Here is a 17,143-nt window from a genome sequence, read left to right on the forward strand (position 1 = left end):
AAGTGCCTGGAAACGAGGTAAAAAGCAATGGAGCCAGCAACCTTACTACTCCAAACTCTAATAATCAAAACAAAAAACGCCCATTTAAGGGCGTTTTATTAGTTAGAAAAAGCTTTGTTTTACTTTCTTAAATAGATTTGACGCAAAGCCCCTGCCGCGAGCAGAGCGGCGAGTAACAACCACCATTTCGGTTGGTCGATTGGCTGTTGCTCTTCGGGCTGTTGTTCTTGCATCACTTGCCCTTGCACGGTTTCCAGTTCTTCGCTTTGCTCGGTCTGTTCCGAGTTTTCAGACTCTGGCTGATCCATACTTTCAGCAGGCGTAGGTTCGGCGGCAGAAGTGGCCATATCCGGTGCCGGAGCGGCGCTCAGACCATAACCCGCCGCCAATTCGGCAACATAGGCTTTAAAAGTCTGGTTATCGGTATGCACATCATACTTCTCGGCCATTTCCTGATAGACCTGCACCAGTTCCTTTTTGGTCTCCTCACTCGCTTTCCAATAGTCCTTGCGAATCGCTTCCAGCATACGCTCGGCAATTTGCGCCATGGCAGTTGGATTGGACTTCTCGAACCACTCTTTCATATCCAGTTCGTATTTGTCCTTGATATAAACTTCGTGGAACTCCTGCCACTGATCGTCGCGCACCACATTGCGGTCCATGACCTGCCAGCCCCAGAAGTTGTTGATGGTATTCAACATCTGCAAAGTTCCGGCATAGCCCTCTTTCTGCATCTCCTTGACCCAGTTCGGGTGCTGATATACGGCACGCAATTCGGTCGCCAGGAAACGCTCGGCAGTTTGCAGCTTGGCCTTTTTTGGGTCGCGCATATTTGAGATATACAACTGCGGCGCTTCGCCTTCCAGGTGTTGCAGAGCCAGTGAAATCCCGCCGAGATATTCAAACGGATGATCGGTGTCCAACAACCCACGCAGGTTTGAGGAACGTGAGAAGACCGCCGCCGAGGTTCCTTTTAACTGCTCGGCATAGACATTGACCGGCTTGCCGTCTTTAGTGGTCAGCTTTCTGCTCCACTGCGAGGTATCCGGACCGTAAGCCCAAGACATGCGCGACAGATACAGCTCAGCCAGTTTGCCGTCGTCTTCTTCCCACTTGTCCGAAGCCAGCGTGGCATCCGGCAATTTGGTGCCGTAGTCGCCGCTTTCGGTGCCGAAGACACGCGTTAGCGCGAAGTTCTTGGCCGCTTTGGCTTCTACGCCCTGCTCGATCAGAGCCTTTTCAATACGCAAGGTATTGGCACGGATAAAGTTATCCTCTTCACCTTCATTAAGACTGGCAAGCATGACAATCGCTTCGTTAAAGCGCTCCATCACATTCGGGAACTGGTCGCGATACAGACCCGTCAGCGAGATGACCGTGTCGATACGCGGACGCCCCAACTCTTTGAGCGGAATCACTTCCAGACCGGTAACGCGCCCGCCTCGATCCCAGATCGGCTTGACGCCCATCGCATAGAATACCTGTGCTTCCAGCATCCCAAGATGACGCAGAGTTTCGGTACTCCACATCGAGAATGTCAGCTTTTTCGGGAATTCGCCGTGTGTCGCCTGATGACTTTCAATCAGTTGCTGCATCGCTTGAACACCTGCTTCATAGGCGGCTTTGGTCGGAATACGCGACGGATCGAAACCGTACATATTGCGCCCGGTCGGAATCGCATCCGGATTCCGGATCGGATCGCCTCCATAAGACGGATCAACCCATTTCGCAGCCAATCCTGCCAAGATTCCATCCGTTTCCGACACGGCACGCATATTACGCGCATGTTTAATACCCTGCTTGACCGCCGCAACCAATTCCGGCTTAGCGGCATCAACGGAACTTAAAGACTGCTCGTCAATAATATGCGATCGCACAAATTTGAAAGGCGCCGTCTCTTTCAGCAACTTATAGTCGGTTCGAAACAGTTGGCGACTGTTTTCGACACCAAGCGGCTTCATCAGGTCATCACCGAGCATCAGCATAATATTCAACGCCAGATGATCCTGCTCGGCGGTTTCGCCGAACGTATGCAACCCTAAAGGCTGCATCGCCGAACCGAGATCTTCCAGATAGTCTTCGATATCGCGCAGGAAGCTGTCGAAGTTCGCGTGCAGATCGGCCACCTTCCAACCCATATCTTCCGGAATCTTCATTTTCACCGCCTGTTCGATAATCAGGTCTTTTGCGTTGGATTTGACCAGACCCTCGTCAAGCGAGATATATTCGCGGATAGCGTCGTTAATGGCGACAAAATCGTCCGACAGGCCTGCCGGCGAGAAAGGCGGTACCTGATAGCTAATGATAACGCCGCGCCCGCGACGTTTCACGTGAAGCGCTTCGCCGATATTATCAACGATATACGGATAAACCACCGGCGTATTGCCGACCGCCAGATTCGGATAATCGTAAGCCCACAGACCGCGTTCTTTGCCCGGATGCCATTCCTGAGTCCCGTGGGTTCCGAAATGGATAATCGCGTCGGTGCCGTACACTTCGCGCAGCCACAGATAGGCCGCCGCGTAATAATGATTCATCGGTTTTTTAGTGTCGTGGAAAAGATCCTTATCCTGTTCGGCGGTCGAGCCGCCGCGGTTCGGCTGCGGCATAATAATCAGGTTGCCCAGTTTCAGACGCGGAATGACAAACCCTTTCTGCCCCTGATAATCGACCACCCAGCCGTTTGTCGCGGCATCGCCCCAATGGCCGTTCATATCATCCTGAATCGACTGCGGCAGCGTCGCAAACCATTGGCGATAGGTTTCCAGCGGCATAAAGTCCCACAGCTCGGTTTTCATCAGATTTTCGACTTCGTTGGGTCTATAGGCCGGACGCAACATGGTGGCCACCGCATCAATCATTTCCTGCTCACCGACATTTTCCAGCGCATAACCTTGCGCCTTAAGATCGGCAACCAGCTTCTCGATCGAGCGCGGTACATTCATATTCGAAGCGCCCTGATTTTTCTCGCCCGGAGGATGATTCCAGAACAGCAGCGCCAGCTTTTTATCCTTATTGGCTTTGCGTTGTAGCTTGGCCAGATTAATCGCCTTGCCGATCAGCAAGTCCATCTGTTCCAGCAACGGAATCATTTCACCGTCCGGATTGACCGTCAACACCACCGGATCCTGAATCCCGATATATTCGGCATTGGTCAGGGTAAACGGCAGTCGGAAAGAGCTGACACCGGCCAAATCCTGCATATAGACTTCGCGACCGCCGTCGCGGTAGTGCAGAATATTGATGACCGGAATCCCCTGCGCCTGATAGCGCAACTTGCGTCCTTCGACATCACCACCAAGGAAGGTATTGACCAGCATCACCTGCGGCAAGACCTTGCCCCGCCAGGTAATCAGCGGCTCGTTGAATTGGTACGGACGCCCTGTTTTCGGATTCGGGAAAGGATTATCATCAGCGGCAGGCTTGGCTGGAGCGCCCCAGCGCGCCGCAGCAGGGTTACCGGAAGCATCGGCCGGACGGCCAGATGGACGACCTTCCGCTTTAGAGGAAGTCTGCGGCCGGCCGTAACCGGCCGGCTTGTCTTGCGCCGACTTTAACGCCGCTTCGCGCTCGACGGACTGCTGCGATTTAAAGGTGTTCTGAGTCACACGGGCGGCTCGATAGAAAAACAGCGGCATGGCACCACGCTTTTCGATTTCGGCAATGGTTTCGTCCAGATGACGCGTCTGACCGTCGGCGATATAGCTCGACGTAGTTTCCATGGCAATCACCAGTCCCTCGGTACCGTCTTTGCCCGAGCGCTGATTCCACCACTGAATATATGTATCCAGATCCGCGAAGACCTGTTGCTGGTACGCAGGATGGTAAATACCGCCGCTGGGCATCTCAATCGGCAAAGGTACGGCGTCGAGATCCGTACCGTTGATCATTGCCGCCGCATAGTCAAACAGCAGACGATGGTTGTCACTCATACCGCCCAGATAGTAACCGTACACCTGCTGACCGATTTCGGTCGGCAGGTTGACCGTTTTCAGGCGAACCGGACGGCTCATACGATTGATATGCACAACCGGCACCTGCAAAGCGCGCAGACTGTCACCGGCGATCGAATCCACTTTCGCCTGATCGTCGGTACGCGGCGCATCGACAATTACCAGTCCGGCATTTTGCAACGCCTTGTGCACACCATCCTTACCGCCGGAACCGTCTTTGGCATCCACCTGCACCCAGTTCAGTTGCACGCCCTGTTGTGCGGCCGCTTCGCTCAGCAGCTTAAACTTTTTGCTGAGCACAAAATCGGTGGAAACAATCGCCACCTTGGGCTCTTTTTTATCGAGGCTTTCCGACGCAAAAACGGGCGCCGTCAAAAATGACAGACACCCGCCGATCAGAAACACCCAGTTCACCAAGGGTTGCATCACTCTACTCTCTCCTTAGAATTTCACTTTCAGACCTGCCATCCAGACACGGCCCGGATCGACGTTGATCGACAGGTCTTCGGCGTCATACACGCCGTCGGAATTGCTGTCGTAGGTACCGCGAACAATCGAGTAGAACTGATCATTAAACACATTGTCTACTTTCAGGAACAGGGTCAGCAGCCCTTGCGTTCCGCCGACAACCTGCGCTTTGGTCTGATATTCCAGACCTAAATTCAGCAGTGTACGCGCCGGCATCTTTTCCTGATTGATCTCATCGGCATAACTCTCGCCGCGATAATCGATTTCAGTGGTAAAGGTTACTTTGCTTGTCGGATACCAGTTAATGCGCAAGTTCGCCATATGTTGCGGAGTACGCGGCACATAATTACCGCTGTTGTCGTAAGGCTTAAAGTAAACACAGTCGTCCGGGGTACAGGTCTGCGTCCCGGCGCGCGTGGTATAGGTGCCGGTCGTCAACTCCTCTTCCGAATTCACCACCACACCATATGGATTACCCAAAGCCAGATAGAAATCGTCATAGCTGCCGAACTTGCTGATCAGGTAGGTGTAGGCGAAATCAAACGAGAAATTGTGTTTTTTCTCGGTTTGCAGCGCCAGTTCAAAACCTTTGGAAGTCGTTTGCCCGATATTGTCATAGTAGGACTCGACATCGTCGAGCTGATCGACATTCGAGTTGACGTACTGGCCGGTGGAATTGGTAATGAAATCCCGTCGGTCGATATAGAACACGGAACTGTTCATATGGGTATTCCAACCGAACAGATTCAGCTCGGAGCGCACACCCAACTCATAGTTAAAGGTCGTTTCAGGCTCCAAATCGGCATTGGTACTAAGTTCGCTCAGGCTCGGCGCACGGAAACCGGTGGAAACCGCGCCATACAGAGAGGTTTTTTCGGACAGATTCTGATCCGCACCGAAGCGCCAGGAGTGAACATTGAACTCATTACTGTCATAGCTGTCTTCCAGACGATCATGTCCGTCCAGCTCGATGCGGTCAAAACGGTAGTTCCCGGTCAGCGTCGTGCTTTCGGTCGCTCTAAACTTCGCCTCGCCGTAGACCGCTTTAGTGATCTCTTCGCGGTAAGAGTCCGACTTTATCGTCCCGGCGGTAATCGTTTCGCCGCGCGAATAGGTACGATAGTCCTCTTTCACCGTGGTCTGCTCATCGAAGGTATTTTTCTTCAGTTCAACCCCACCCATTAAGGCAAATTCGCCGAACGAATCGCGCAGTTCCAGTTTCAGACCGCGCTGCACCTGCTCGTAATCGTTGAGATTGGCATACATATCGACCTGATCGTCACCGACCGGATTGCCGTCGCCGTCGTATTTAATCGGTGCCGACCAGAAATCGGTTATGTCTTTGTACTGATAGGCGACCGCCATAAAGTTACCGCTGTCCGAAAAGTCGTTCGAATAGGTCAGATTCAGTCGCGACAGATCGACATTGAACATTCGGGTGTAGCCGCGTCCGGCCTCTTCCCCTTCCGGATCCTCTTCGGCGGCGGTGACCCCGCGTACAGAGCCGTCTCGATCACGGAAGCGCTGCGCATCTTCAAAACCGAACGTCAACTCGCTATGATCGTTCAGGTAATATTCCAGCGCACCGGAGACCGCTTCAGCATCGCGTTGCGACAAAGCATAGAAGCCGTCGTTATGACGATCGGTTACCTGCACATGACCGGCAAAATCCTCTTCGGCAACGCCCGCTTTGACCAGAGTACGCGTATAACCGTAAGAGCCGAGATCCGCTTCAAGGGTCACGCCGGCATGCGCAGCGCCGCGCTTGGTGGTAATAATCACCGCACCGGCCAGCGCATCTTCACCGAACAGATAGGAAGCGCCCCCTTTGACGACGCGGATCGATTCGATATTATCCAGATCGATATTCACCTTACCGGTACGCTCGAAAACCGGAACACCGTCGATCACAATCGCCACACCCGGCTTCTCGCCCATATAACGCTGATTATCCACACCGCGGATTTTGATCTTGATGCCATCGCCTTCACCGGCCAGATCAGCGGTAACTCCGGGAATGGAACGCAGTACCTCGATAATATTGGTCGCGTGCTTTGCTTCTACCGCTTCACCGCTGATCACCGTCGTACTGGCCGGAATATCGGCATCCGATTCAAATCGGTCTTCGATGGTCGAAGAAGAAATCGTTACTTTGGAAAGTTCGCTGCTGTCGTCGGCGTAACCGAATTGAGTGAAGCTCAGCAATAAAGCCGAAATTAATGCATTGTAGTGAAAAGGTTTAGGATGCATCGCCGCCTCTGGTCTTCTGTTCTAATGATTTGAATTAGCGCAAAATTTTAGGGGCAAGCCAGCAACGAAACAATGCGACAAATTGTCGCACCGGCGCGGCATAGGCGGTTTTTAAGCGACCATTAAAAACCGGTACCGAAAGCCATTAATGACAAAACGGTTAAAGGATCTACAGCAAGTGAGGGCAACCGTTATTGACATCAGTAAATTCTTATGTAGAATCAAATTAACTTATATTAGTAAAAGTTAATATTCATACCAAGGAGAATATTTATGAAAACACTATTGGCTTCACTCTTTATCGCCGGATCACTATTTACTGTAAACGCTACGGCGGACTCATGGTCATTTGACGGCCAACCGGTTACCGGTTCTAACTCCGGCGGCTGTACTTGGTCTTTCGACTGCGAAAAACCGCTGAAATAATTCTCGATTCATAGCCTCCTAAAAGCAAAAGGGCCTGGTGAATACTCACCAGGCCCTTTGTTTTTGCACATCAATCAATGGCGGTTTAGAGGTGCTGCAACATCCCTAAGATGACTTTGGCGGAGTGGGTCGCCGCCTGCTCAAGATACTGCTCGAAAGTCACCTTGTTCTCTTTACCGGCAATGTCCGACAGAGAACGGATAATCACAAACGGTTTCCCGAAGCTGTGACACACCTGTGCAACGGCCGCAGCCTCCATTTCGCAGGCAATCATCTCCGGAAAAGCTTCACGCGTACTGGCCACATCATCCGGGTGATGCATAAAACGGTCACCGGTCGCAATCAGGCCATGCATATGCACCACTTCGCCCAAATCTTCAATGGAAGCCTGCGCCGCTTTGACCAGCTTGTCTTCCGGCATAAAATGCGTCGGCATTCCCGGAACCTGTCCCTTGTCATAGCCGAAAGGCGTCACATCGACATCGTGATGACAGACCGAACTGCTGATGACCACATCGCCGACATTCAAATCAACATGAAAGCCACCAGCGGAACCGGTATTGATAACAAAATCCGGATCATACAACTGCAGCAGGATCGTGCTGCTGATAGCGGCGTTGACCTTACCGATACCGGAACGCAGCAATGCGACCTCGATACCGTCGATCTTGCCCAGATAATATTCAAAACCGGCGTGGGTTTCGGTCTGCATATCGGTCAAATTGCTGCGCAGCAATGCAACCTCTTCTTCCATCGCCCCGATAATGGCAACTTTCATCGATCAGACCTCGTTACCCAGCTTGCGCAGGGTCTCTTCATCCATTTTAAGCTCTTCGTTCTTATTCACGCCGATGCCATGTTCAAGAATGTCCTGTGCAATCTCTTTCGCTTCTTCCAGAGAGTGCATCATATAGGTACCGCACTGATACTCGTTCAGCTCAGGAATGTCTTCCATACGCTCGACATTCAATACATCCTGCATGGACTCGGACCACGCTTTGGCCACACGCTCTTCGCTCGGCGCGCCCATCAGACTCATATAGAAACCGGTACGGCAGCCCATTGGCGATACATCGATAATTTCCACACCGTCACCGTTCAGGTGATCACGCATAAAACCGGCAAACAGATGCTCCAGAGTATGAATCCCCTTTTCGCCCATCATGCTTTCGTTCGGTTTATTGAAACGCAGATCGAAAACCGTAATGGTATCGCCGGACGGAGAAGTCATGGTCTTGGCGACACGCACCGCAGGCGCATTCATAATCGTATGGTCAACAGTAAAACTATCTAGTAAAGGCATATTTCTTTCCCAAAATATATAGGTTAAAAATCAAATTTGTTCGTGACCGTCGTCGTTTTCAAGGCGGCCCTTAATCATCCAGCCGTTATCGGTCTTGATAAACAGGTAGTTGCGTTTAAAGTCCAGCTGATCACCGGCGGCAAACTCGGGCAAGGTCATTTTCCACATCCCGATCGCCATGGTGCGGGTAATCTTATCCAGACTGGAAGTCGCTTTGTCTTTCATAATCTCGCGCGCATAGTCATCCAGCGAACGCTGCGCCGTCGCCTTGATGCTCAATTCGGCAACATAATGAGTATCGTTTTGCTTATAGCCATTTTCTTTAATCACTTCGTCCGCCAGAAACAGTCCGGCAAACTCCTGATTGAAGGTATTCTTCGCCATCTCTTCTACGTCCGATTCTGTCGGCTGAGTAATGCCGAGACATCCGGACAGCAACAGACTGAGCCAGACAGCGGCTAAAACAGGTAAAGATTTGTACATAGCATCGATCTCCAGGCGCGGCGGCAAAACCTGTACGGCCTTTTCGCGGTCTTAAAAACGCCCCGAATAAGGCGTCGCATTCAAACCCAAAAGGATACCATAAACGCCGTCATAAACCTATTCCGGCACATGCCACTACCGGCATATGCAATGCGCCGCAACGACTTTGGCTAAAGGACCGAATTCCCTCTCAGAAAAAGCTGAATTTCCGTTAAAATGGCTGCTATCACCTTTATCCCGGAAGCGCGCGTGGAGCTGCAGAATCTGACTGTTCAATGTCCTTACTGCTGGAGTGAAATCGAGATAATTATCGACCCCAGCGATCCATCGGAGCATTTCATCGAAGACTGTTCCGTGTGCTGCCGCCCGATCCATTTTCATAAAATAATACAGGATGATGGTGCTATCGAACTGATCGCCAAACACGAGGACGAATCCTATGACTGATAACGCACACAATAACCACTCTAAACGCGATCTGAGCGCTTATCGCCAGCGCTATCTGCGCGGCGGTTTGGATGAAAACGCCGTTCCGACCGTTCCGACCGAACTGTTCGGAGAGTGGTTTGCGCAGTGCGAAGAAGCCGGAATCAATGAGCCGAATGCGATGATTCTGGCCACCGTGGATGAAGAAGGTCAGCCTTCCACCCGTACCGTGTTGCTGAAGTATTTTGACGAACGCGGTTTCGTTTTCTATACCAATTACGGCAGTGATAAGGCGAAACATATCGCCAACAACGCCAAGGTCAGCCTGCTGTTTCTATGGCTCGACCTTGAACGTCAGGTCAAAATCGAGGGTATCGCCGAAAAGGTCTCTACCGCCGAGTCCCTGAAATATTTCACCAGCCGCCCGAAAGGCAGTCAGATCGGCGCCTGGGTCAGTCAACAGAGTCAGGTCATCACCTCGAAAAAACTGCTGCTGACGCAATATCAGAAAATGCTCGACAAGTTTAAGAAAGGCGATGTACCTTTGCCGGATTTCTGGGGCGGATTCCGCGTCAAACCGCACAAGATTGAATTCTGGCAAGGCGGCGACAATCGCCTCCACGACCGGATTCTGTACACGAAAGCGGACAACGATCAATGGGATATCAGCCGTTTATCGCCTTAGATTGTGTTCCATCAAGTTCGCTGTTTGCTCTTGGGGCTAAGATGAATTCCAAACCTCTGCCCCCTCAGGAGGAAGCATGCCCGACTACTCAACGCCCGGCGTTTACATCGCGGAAAACTTAACAGCCCCACCTCCAATAGAAGCGACGTCCACCACGATCGCCGGTTTTGTCGGCGTAGCGGAAACGAGCTACCGGCTCAATCAACCGACGAAAATTCACAGTTGGGCCGAATACACGCGTCATTTCGGACGCTACTCTCAAACTGCACCTTATCTGGCTCCTGCGGTATGCAGCTTTTTTAAAAATGGCGGCCAAGCCTGCTATATCGTCAATGTCGCCGATCAGAGCGACTCGTCCCTGATCGGATTCGACTCAACTGATGGAAGCGCAAGCGGCCTGCAAAGCCTGAAAGCCGTCGACGAAATCAGTACGCTCTGTATTCCCGGTGCAACCTCTCTGAACGTACAACTGGCGATGATTACACACTGTGAATCGCAGGACGACCGCTTCTGTATCCTCGATTCGCAAGAGGCCGCGATACTTAACGATATCCAGCAACAACGCACGCTTCTACATTCCGACCGAGGATTTGCCGGCCTCTACTATCCGTGGATTGAAGTCGCGGTCGAAAAACAGTCGGCCACAGGCGAACTGCAGTTGGAAAACCGTTTTATTCCGCCCAGCGGCGCCATCGCCGGCATTTACGCCTTGAATGACTTGCAGCGCGGCGTGCACAAAGCCCCTGCTAATATGGCGATAAGGGATGCTATCGGCCTCGAACGCAACATATCCCAATCGGAGCAAAGTCTCCTTAACCCGCAAGGTATTAATTGCATCAGACTGATTGACAGCCAGGGAATTCGTGTCTGGGGAGCCAGAACGCTGGCGGATACCTCAGACGAATTGAAATATGTTCCCGTGCGCCGTCTGCTGCTTTTTCTGCAAGAGTCAATTCAAAAATCCATCCAATGGTCCGTGTTCGAACCGAATGACGAACCGCTTTGGGCGAACATTCGCCTCTCTGTCGAGAATTTCCTGCTACAAAACTGGCGTGACGGCGCCTTTCAGGGAAGTCGTCCGGACGAAGCGTTTTTTGTGCGCTGCGACAGAAGCGGCATGACGCCTGAGCAGATCAGGGCAGGCATTATGATCGTTACCATCGGCATCGCAGCGATCAAACCGGCCGAATTCATTGTCTTTAGAATTGCTCAGAAAACCGGCGATGCCGACATCACCTAAACGGAACGGACGGAGGAGTGACACAGATGAAGCGATGGTTGTTAGGAATAGGCTTCGCTCTGACTTTTCAGGCTCAGGCATTTGAGTGTACCGTCGAGGAGTGGGACGTCATCGCACTGCAGCAGCAGAATTTATCCAATCAGCTGACGCAGCATGTCAAAGAATACAAAGCGCTTTGCGATTCCGATTTTAGCCAGTTGCCGGACGACAGCGCCTGCTCATCCCTGACGCATACAAACAAACAGCTGGCGGATATGACTTCGCGCCTTGACGAGACTCTGCTTGGACTGAAACAAGAAGCCGACGAATGGAAGAAAATGAGCGAAGCCTGCCAGAGGAAGGAATTTACCAAACTGGCGGAAATTTCTCTGGTCAAACACGATAACCTGCTTCGCTTAGTGGATAAGCTGGCGCAAGGTGAGAAAAGCTTTAAAACCCAGGTCCGGCAATGTCAGGAATCGCTCGAAAGAGAAAGCGAAAAACGTTGCCGCTGAAAGAGATCCGTCTAAACCGCCTGCTGCTTTTGAATCACAAACATCGCATCGAACTTGAGACTTTGCAAAAACAAATAGGCACTTTCGCTGACATTAATCAGTTTCAGTCGGCTCGCCTCGAAATTAACGGCCTCATAAGCCCCGATAATATACGAAACAATATGGCTGCCTAAGAATTCGACCTTGGCAAAATCAAGCATCAGCAGCGTTTTAGGACCGACCTTTTCACCTAACAAGCCTTTCAGCTGACGACAGAAAGTGTTATCCAGAGAATCTTTAAGATCCACCTTGAGCAGATTGGCAGTTTTTTGGTATTCGATCTTCACAAACTTTTCTCCCAAACACCCCGGAAAACCAAAACAAATACAATTTAAACTTGAAATACTGCGCTAAATAAACATTTAAATCGCATTAGTATCATACACGCAGAAACGCAATATTAAATACCAAGATTCACTTTTTTACTTTTAAAAAGTAAATTTGCGCGTGGTCTACAAGGCTTGTAAGCGCTTTAAAGCCATCGATACTGATTGGCAAAGCATTTTTCAACTATAAAAAAACCGGCGTATTTTGCAATTCATTGCCTGCGATTTTCACAAAACGATCTCACTTCCGTAACCTTGCATTCATAACGCCCTTGCTTATTTACCACCGCCCCTTTTTGGTTTGATAAGATTGTTTGCACAACAAGATATACAGTAAACGACACAGGAAAATCAGCATGCGTTATACGACTCTCGGAACAACCGATATCAAAGTCAGCAAAATCTGCCTGGGTACCATGACCTGGGGTGAACAGAATACTCGCGACGAAGCTTTCGAACAGATGAACTACGCCCTGGATCAAGGGGTAAACTTCTGGGATACCGCCGAACTCTACTCGGTCCCGCCGAAAGCGGAAACCTACGGATCGACTGAAACCATTATCGGCGAATGGTTTGCCAAACACGGGCGACGCGACGAAGTGGTACTGGCCTCGAAAATAGCCGGGCCGGGTGAATTCGTCGAGCATATCCGCGGCGGTAAAACCCGTTTTAACAGAGAGATGATTGAACAGGCGCTAAACGCCTCGCTAAAACGATTGCAGACCGACTACCTCGATCTTTATCAGCTGCATTGGCCGGAGCGCGAAACCAACTTTTTCGGTCAGCTCGGTTTTGCCTACCCACAAGAAACCCAAAACGACCTGACGCCGATGGCCGAAACGCTACAGGCGCTTTCGGAACAGGTTAAGGCGGGGAAAATCCGCACCATCGGACTATCCAATGAAACCGCCTGGGGAACCATGAACTTCCTGCATCTGGCAAAAAGCATGGGCTTGGAAAAAGTTGTCACGGTGCAGAATCCTTATAATCTGCTTAACCGCAGCTACGAAGTCGGTCTGGCGGAAATCGCCCATCAGGAGCAGGTCGGTCTTCTGGCATACTCTCCTCTTGCTTTCGGCGTACTGGCCGGAAAATATCTGAATAACCAGCGCCCTGAAAACGCCCGAATCACGCTTTTCCCGCGTTTTGACCGCTATTTGAATCCGCAGGCGGACGCGGCGACAAAAGCCTATGTCGAACTTGCCCAGCAACACGGATTATCTGCGGCGCAGATGGCACTGAGCTATATCAATTCACGCCCGTTTGTCACCGCCAATATTATCGGCGCCACCACGATGGAGCAGTTGAAGGAGAATATCGAGTCGATTGATCTGGAGTTGAGCGACGAAGTCTTGGCGGGAATCGAACAAATTCATCAACGCTATACCTATCCGTCGCCATAAACCGAAACCGGTACACAACACATAAAAAATGCCAAGCCCGAATCAAATCAGAGCTTGGCATCGTTTGTCATTCCATTGCGGACGTACCGCAGACGGGTGTCCGCTCAGGTTACCAGTTCAATCAGAAAGGCTTGCCTTCTTCGATCGGCAACTCAGGAATTCTCGACCATTCGTTCCATGAACCGAAATAAAGCTTAACATTTTCGATTCCAGCCGACTTCAGTGCCACCAGAGTATTCGAAGCGCGCGCGCCCTTGAAGCAGTACAGATAGACTTCGCTGTCCTTAGTGATCCCCGCCGTTTTACACTCCGCAAGAATTTCATCCGGAGTCTTAAACAGCGGAACCAGTCCCGGCTTCATCATACGATACCACTCGATCCAAACCGCACCCGGCAAACGACCTTTGCGCGGACAGAAGTCTTTACCGTATGGCGATGAGCTGTCGGCAACCCATTCGTCAACGTCGCGAACGTCCAGCAGGATCTTGTCGCTATCCAGCGCGGACAGAACATCATCCTTATCGATCATCAGACTGTTTCCGGTATCTTTAAGCGGGAAGGTTTTCGCTTCCGGCGTCGGCGTTTCCAGACTGATTTCAAATCCTTCTGCATGCCAGGCCTGATAGCCGCCATGCAAAATCGACACATTTTCATAACCCAGGTAGTTCAAAAGAAAATAGCCGCGACAGGATTGACCGAAACCGGTGTTCATCGCATCTTCATACAGAACCGCCGTTTCGGCACCGGAAAGTCCCGCTTCCCCGAAAGTAGAAGCGAAATTCTCTTTCAATTCTTCAACCCCTTCCGGAGTTGAGGTTGCCAGAAAAGTAAAAATAGAGTGAATATTCACCGCACCGGGAATGTGCCCCTGTTCATAGGCCTCCGGTGAACGGGTGTCGATAATGACAACAGGCGTGTCACTTGAAAGCATTTCGTTGAGTGTAGCCGCATTGACGAGTAGTGGACTTGGCATCTTGGTTCTCCTTAAGCGTAGGTTTTTCAGTAGCGAAAGCACTTATCAAGATGCATAAAATGTACTTATCACAAAAATGACAATAAATACAATAACTTAACTAATTTTAAGGCTTAATTTCCTCTTGGCAAACCCCGACTTTTACACATAAAAAAACACAATAAGCACCAAATTCAATCAATTAAACGGTGCACGCGATTCCAAAAACGAGCGACTTGCGAGTTCACACAGAAAAAGAAAATGTTCTGCTTTCATTGAAATGTAAAATTCTTATACTTACTTAAAGTAAAAAAATCACATAATATATTTATTTCCTAAAAAATAGTCTTTTAAGAAACTATTCAGCCACAAAAGTTCTTCATAGCAATGTTAGTTCTGTTTGATTCAGGCATTAATTTCGGGCATGCAGGTAATGAAATCAACATCCAATCGCAGCCGCTTCTTTCGGCAACGCGGTTCCATCACCCTAATGGGAGCAGGCGCCATTATTTCCGCCCTGTACGCCTTCAGTCTGGTCATGGAGTATTCCAAGTTAAAAATCATTGATCATGAGCTGGATAACTACGCGAGAAGCATCGCTGAAACCGCACTCCGCTCGGAAATGGCCTTGACCCTGAAAGGTTATCAGGAAGGCAGTATGGATCTGCAGGTCTCCGACTACCTTTCGGAAAGTGTATTGCATACCCTCGGCTACAATTCCGACGAAGCGCCGTCCGATAGAGTCATTTACAAGGAATTGACCTACGGGAGAATAGAAGCCGACGGCGCTTTTTACGCTTTGGGGGACGACAACCCTTATTACAGCGCCAGCAGTACACTGACGACTTACCGCAATAATCCGCGACTGGCTCTGCAAGAAATCGCCAGTGGCGACATGACACCGGAAAATTTGCCTAAATTCAATGCCGTTGCCGTACAACTATGGACCAACGACAACTTTTTGAACCTGTATACGCCTGAAGGCCGGGCGATATTCGGAGCGGATCCGAGTAACCAGAAATGCTACTGCGACATCCGTTATGAGATGTGCATGAACGGGGATCTCAGCAAACAGGATATTCTTGACGGCTTATACCCCAAAGATATCGAAAAACTCAAAAATCAGGGGGTCGTAAAAGTCCTGTTAAACGGCTTGCTCGATTTTGCGGCCATTCCAGCCCATTCATTGACCGAAGCGCAAGCCGATGCGCTCGCCGAAGCCATTGCCGATCCAACCTCCGAAGCGCGCAGAAATTATTGCGAGTACGGTTTTACGGCGACGCACCCGAACCTTTCCGACACCAGCAAATACCCTTATATCGACTTTTTCAAACGTCAGGGCTGGATCGGCATTGAACCCTTTGTCGAAAATAACGGGGTTATCGGCAACCTGCTGGTTGAGAGCAACTTTTCAAAGGGCGATTATCTTCGGGCGGTCGGACAGCTTCCGGTATTTGTCTATGATGGCGCCGATACGCTGGCGAACGACGCCGGACTGGTCACCACCGTCGATGAACTGCTCGTGCTCTTAAACCCGCTTTCAGGCGACGGCTCGATGCACCCGCAAAGTACCACCGGCGACAATTTGCAGAAAGAAGATCTGCTGGCGACGACCTTTAACGGACAAGGCTACCGCTGCTCGCTGCTGACGGTTAATGTCGACGTTACACTGCTGAACTGGCTGACGGATTTTCTAGGTCTCAGCAATCAGGTTCTGGCAATGAGATGCGACAACCTTCTCAACAGCCTGCTAACGGTCGTTGACTCGATTGTCGACCCCATTTTATGGCTGGTTTTAAAGATCCTCCCGCTGGATCTTCTGCTCAACTGGCTGTTGGAGAATATTCTCGGATTCGGTCCTCTTGGCGATGCGCTTATGAACCTGCTCGATCCGGATGTAGTTGTGCATGACCCAATCTATATCGGGCGCTCCGGCACCTGTATTTACGGCACCGATACAGACAACCTTAGCTCGCAAAGATGCCTGTACAACGCAAACGACGGCGCTTACCAGAGCTGTAATTACCTGCTTTCCGCCGAAGATGAAAGCGGCCTGCCCAAAATTGAGGCGCCGAACCTGGTCAACCGGTTAAGTATCTTCCTTTTCGGCCCGGTGAAAGATTTTTCCGCCGGAGTGGAAAGTCTGAACTGCGAAATGCGCTACTTGCGCTATTCACCAACAAACCGCTGGGGGCTTGGCTCCGGGGGCTGGAAAGAGATCAATTAATCTCCGGCCGGCTTTCGGGAAGTTTTAAACCTTATTTGCCGGAGTCATTCCCGAACGTCTGCAGAAAACCCGAGCGCCAATAAGCGCCGACGGAATGCCGGCAATACTGATCCACAAGATCAGTTCGGGGTGCTCTTTATTGGTACTCAGCCAAACCGCCAGCACAAGAATAACGACCGACATCCCATAAACCGTTGCGCAGTTGAGCCCCCCGCGTTTTTTCATAACAAAGTAAAACGGCACCCCGACAAGCATCGCAACGACCAGCGCAATCACCGCACCGAGAATAGCGATCAGCAGCGAAACCACAAAATACCCGGAAAAATATGCGCTGATATCGGAACCTGCAATCAATAAGACCGCCAATACCGTAAAAAACAAAGTCGCACCGGCCGCCAGACTGGCAAGGGCAATATTTGCGATGACTTTCTTAAACTCATCCATAAGTTATCCTCCAGGACCTGTACA

Annotated in this window: 15 protein-coding genes; 7 read left to right on the plus strand and 8 right to left on the minus strand. The window is 50.7% G+C overall.

What is annotated here, in order from left to right:
- Nucleotides 1-119: 119 nt before the first annotated feature.
- Both cobN and J3999_RS02465 read right to left on the minus strand, forming a co-directional pair.
- A complete protein-coding gene (gene cobN / locus J3999_RS02460; RefSeq protein ID WP_243755285.1) occupies nucleotides 120-4,379 on the minus strand; it encodes a cobaltochelatase subunit CobN in 4,260 nt (1,419 codons plus the stop codon).
- Between the two features lie 15 nt (nucleotides 4,380-4,394).
- The gene (locus J3999_RS02465) at nucleotides 4,395-6,671 is read right to left on the minus strand and encodes a TonB-dependent receptor (protein WP_208126388.1); all 2,277 of its coding nucleotides are present in this window, start codon (nucleotides 6,669-6,671) and stop codon (nucleotides 4,395-4,397) included.
- Nucleotides 6,672-6,944: 273 nt separating this feature from the next.
- Between J3999_RS02465 and J3999_RS02470 the strand changes: the two genes are divergently transcribed.
- Entirely contained in the window at nucleotides 6,945-7,097 is a 153-nt protein-coding gene (locus J3999_RS02470; RefSeq protein ID WP_173286636.1) for a hypothetical protein, read from the plus strand.
- 85 nt (nucleotides 7,098-7,182) lie between these two features.
- Here the strand turns inward: J3999_RS02470 and mtnN are convergent, their stop codons facing one another.
- Genes mtnN through J3999_RS02485 form a run of 3 tightly spaced genes read right to left on the minus strand, consistent with a single transcriptional unit; the run spans nucleotide 7,183 to nucleotide 8,883 of the window.
- Complete coding sequence (mtnN, locus tag J3999_RS02475; protein WP_208126389.1) at nucleotides 7,183-7,875, minus strand: 5'-methylthioadenosine/S-adenosylhomocysteine nucleosidase; 693 nt, start codon at nucleotides 7,873-7,875, stop codon at nucleotides 7,183-7,185.
- A gap of 3 nt (nucleotides 7,876-7,878) precedes the next feature.
- The gene (gene luxS, locus J3999_RS02480) at nucleotides 7,879-8,400 is read right to left on the minus strand and encodes an S-ribosylhomocysteine lyase (protein WP_173286640.1); all 522 of its coding nucleotides are present in this window, start codon (nucleotides 8,398-8,400) and stop codon (nucleotides 7,879-7,881) included.
- Between the two features lie 30 nt (nucleotides 8,401-8,430).
- Nucleotides 8,431-8,883, minus strand: coding sequence for a hypothetical protein (locus tag J3999_RS02485; protein ID WP_208126390.1), 453 nt, complete (start codon nucleotides 8,881-8,883; stop codon nucleotides 8,431-8,433).
- A 216-nt stretch (nucleotides 8,884-9,099) separates the two neighbouring features.
- Here J3999_RS02485 and J3999_RS02490 point away from each other — a divergent pair, with 216 nt between their 5' ends.
- The 4 genes from J3999_RS02490 to J3999_RS02505 all read left to right on the plus strand — a co-directional run bounded on the left by J3999_RS02490 (nucleotide 9,100) and on the right by J3999_RS02505 (nucleotide 11,728).
- On the plus strand, nucleotides 9,100-9,330 hold the full coding sequence (locus J3999_RS02490) for a CPXCG motif-containing cysteine-rich protein (RefSeq protein WP_208126391.1): 231 nt from the start codon (nucleotides 9,100-9,102) through the stop codon (nucleotides 9,328-9,330).
- Nucleotides 9,323-9,994, plus strand: coding sequence for a pyridoxamine 5'-phosphate oxidase (gene pdxH / locus J3999_RS02495; protein ID WP_208126392.1), 672 nt, complete (start codon nucleotides 9,323-9,325; stop codon nucleotides 9,992-9,994). The genes J3999_RS02490 and pdxH overlap by 8 nt, the downstream gene beginning before the upstream one ends.
- Before the next feature lie 76 nt (nucleotides 9,995-10,070).
- Nucleotides 10,071-11,234: a phage tail sheath subtilisin-like domain-containing protein gene (locus J3999_RS02500; protein ID WP_208126393.1), complete on the plus strand. Its 1,164-nt coding sequence runs from the start codon at nucleotides 10,071-10,073 to the stop codon at nucleotides 11,232-11,234.
- 26 nt (nucleotides 11,235-11,260) lie between these two features.
- Entirely contained in the window at nucleotides 11,261-11,728 is a 468-nt protein-coding gene (locus J3999_RS02505; RefSeq protein WP_208126394.1) for a hypothetical protein, read from the plus strand.
- 11 nt (nucleotides 11,729-11,739) lie between these two features.
- On the opposite strand, the gene J3999_RS02510 is transcribed toward J3999_RS02505, so the two are convergent.
- Nucleotides 11,740-12,054, minus strand: a complete 315-nt coding sequence (locus J3999_RS02510) for a hypothetical protein (RefSeq protein ID WP_208126395.1) — start codon at nucleotides 12,052-12,054, stop codon at nucleotides 11,740-11,742.
- A 395-nt stretch (nucleotides 12,055-12,449) separates the two neighbouring features.
- On the opposite strand from J3999_RS02510, the gene J3999_RS02515 reads away from it, so the two are divergent.
- Nucleotides 12,450-13,496 carry an NADP(H)-dependent aldo-keto reductase gene (locus J3999_RS02515; protein WP_208126396.1) on the plus strand — a complete coding sequence of 349 codons (1,047 nt, stop codon included), beginning with the start codon at nucleotides 12,450-12,452 and terminating at the stop codon, nucleotides 13,494-13,496.
- 121 nt (nucleotides 13,497-13,617) lie between these two features.
- Here J3999_RS02515 and J3999_RS02520 read toward each other — a convergent pair whose 3' ends face one another.
- Entirely contained in the window at nucleotides 13,618-14,469 is an 852-nt protein-coding gene (locus J3999_RS02520; protein ID WP_208126397.1) for a sulfurtransferase, read from the minus strand.
- A gap of 412 nt (nucleotides 14,470-14,881) precedes the next feature.
- Between J3999_RS02520 and J3999_RS02525 the strand changes: the two genes are divergently transcribed.
- Entirely contained in the window at nucleotides 14,882-16,675 is a 1,794-nt protein-coding gene (locus tag J3999_RS02525; RefSeq protein ID WP_208126398.1) for a hypothetical protein, read from the plus strand.
- A 24-nt stretch (nucleotides 16,676-16,699) separates the two neighbouring features.
- Here J3999_RS02525 and J3999_RS02530 read toward each other — a convergent pair whose 3' ends face one another.
- Nucleotides 16,700-17,119 carry a hypothetical protein gene (locus J3999_RS02530; protein ID WP_208126399.1) on the minus strand — a complete coding sequence of 140 codons (420 nt, stop codon included), beginning with the start codon at nucleotides 17,117-17,119 and terminating at the stop codon, nucleotides 16,700-16,702.
- Nucleotides 17,120-17,143 lie beyond the last annotated feature (24 nt).

This window comes from Thiomicrorhabdus sp. 6S3-12 (assembly GCF_017571475.1).
Classification (GTDB): domain Bacteria; phylum Pseudomonadota; class Gammaproteobacteria; order Thiomicrospirales; family Thiomicrospiraceae; genus Thiomicrorhabdus.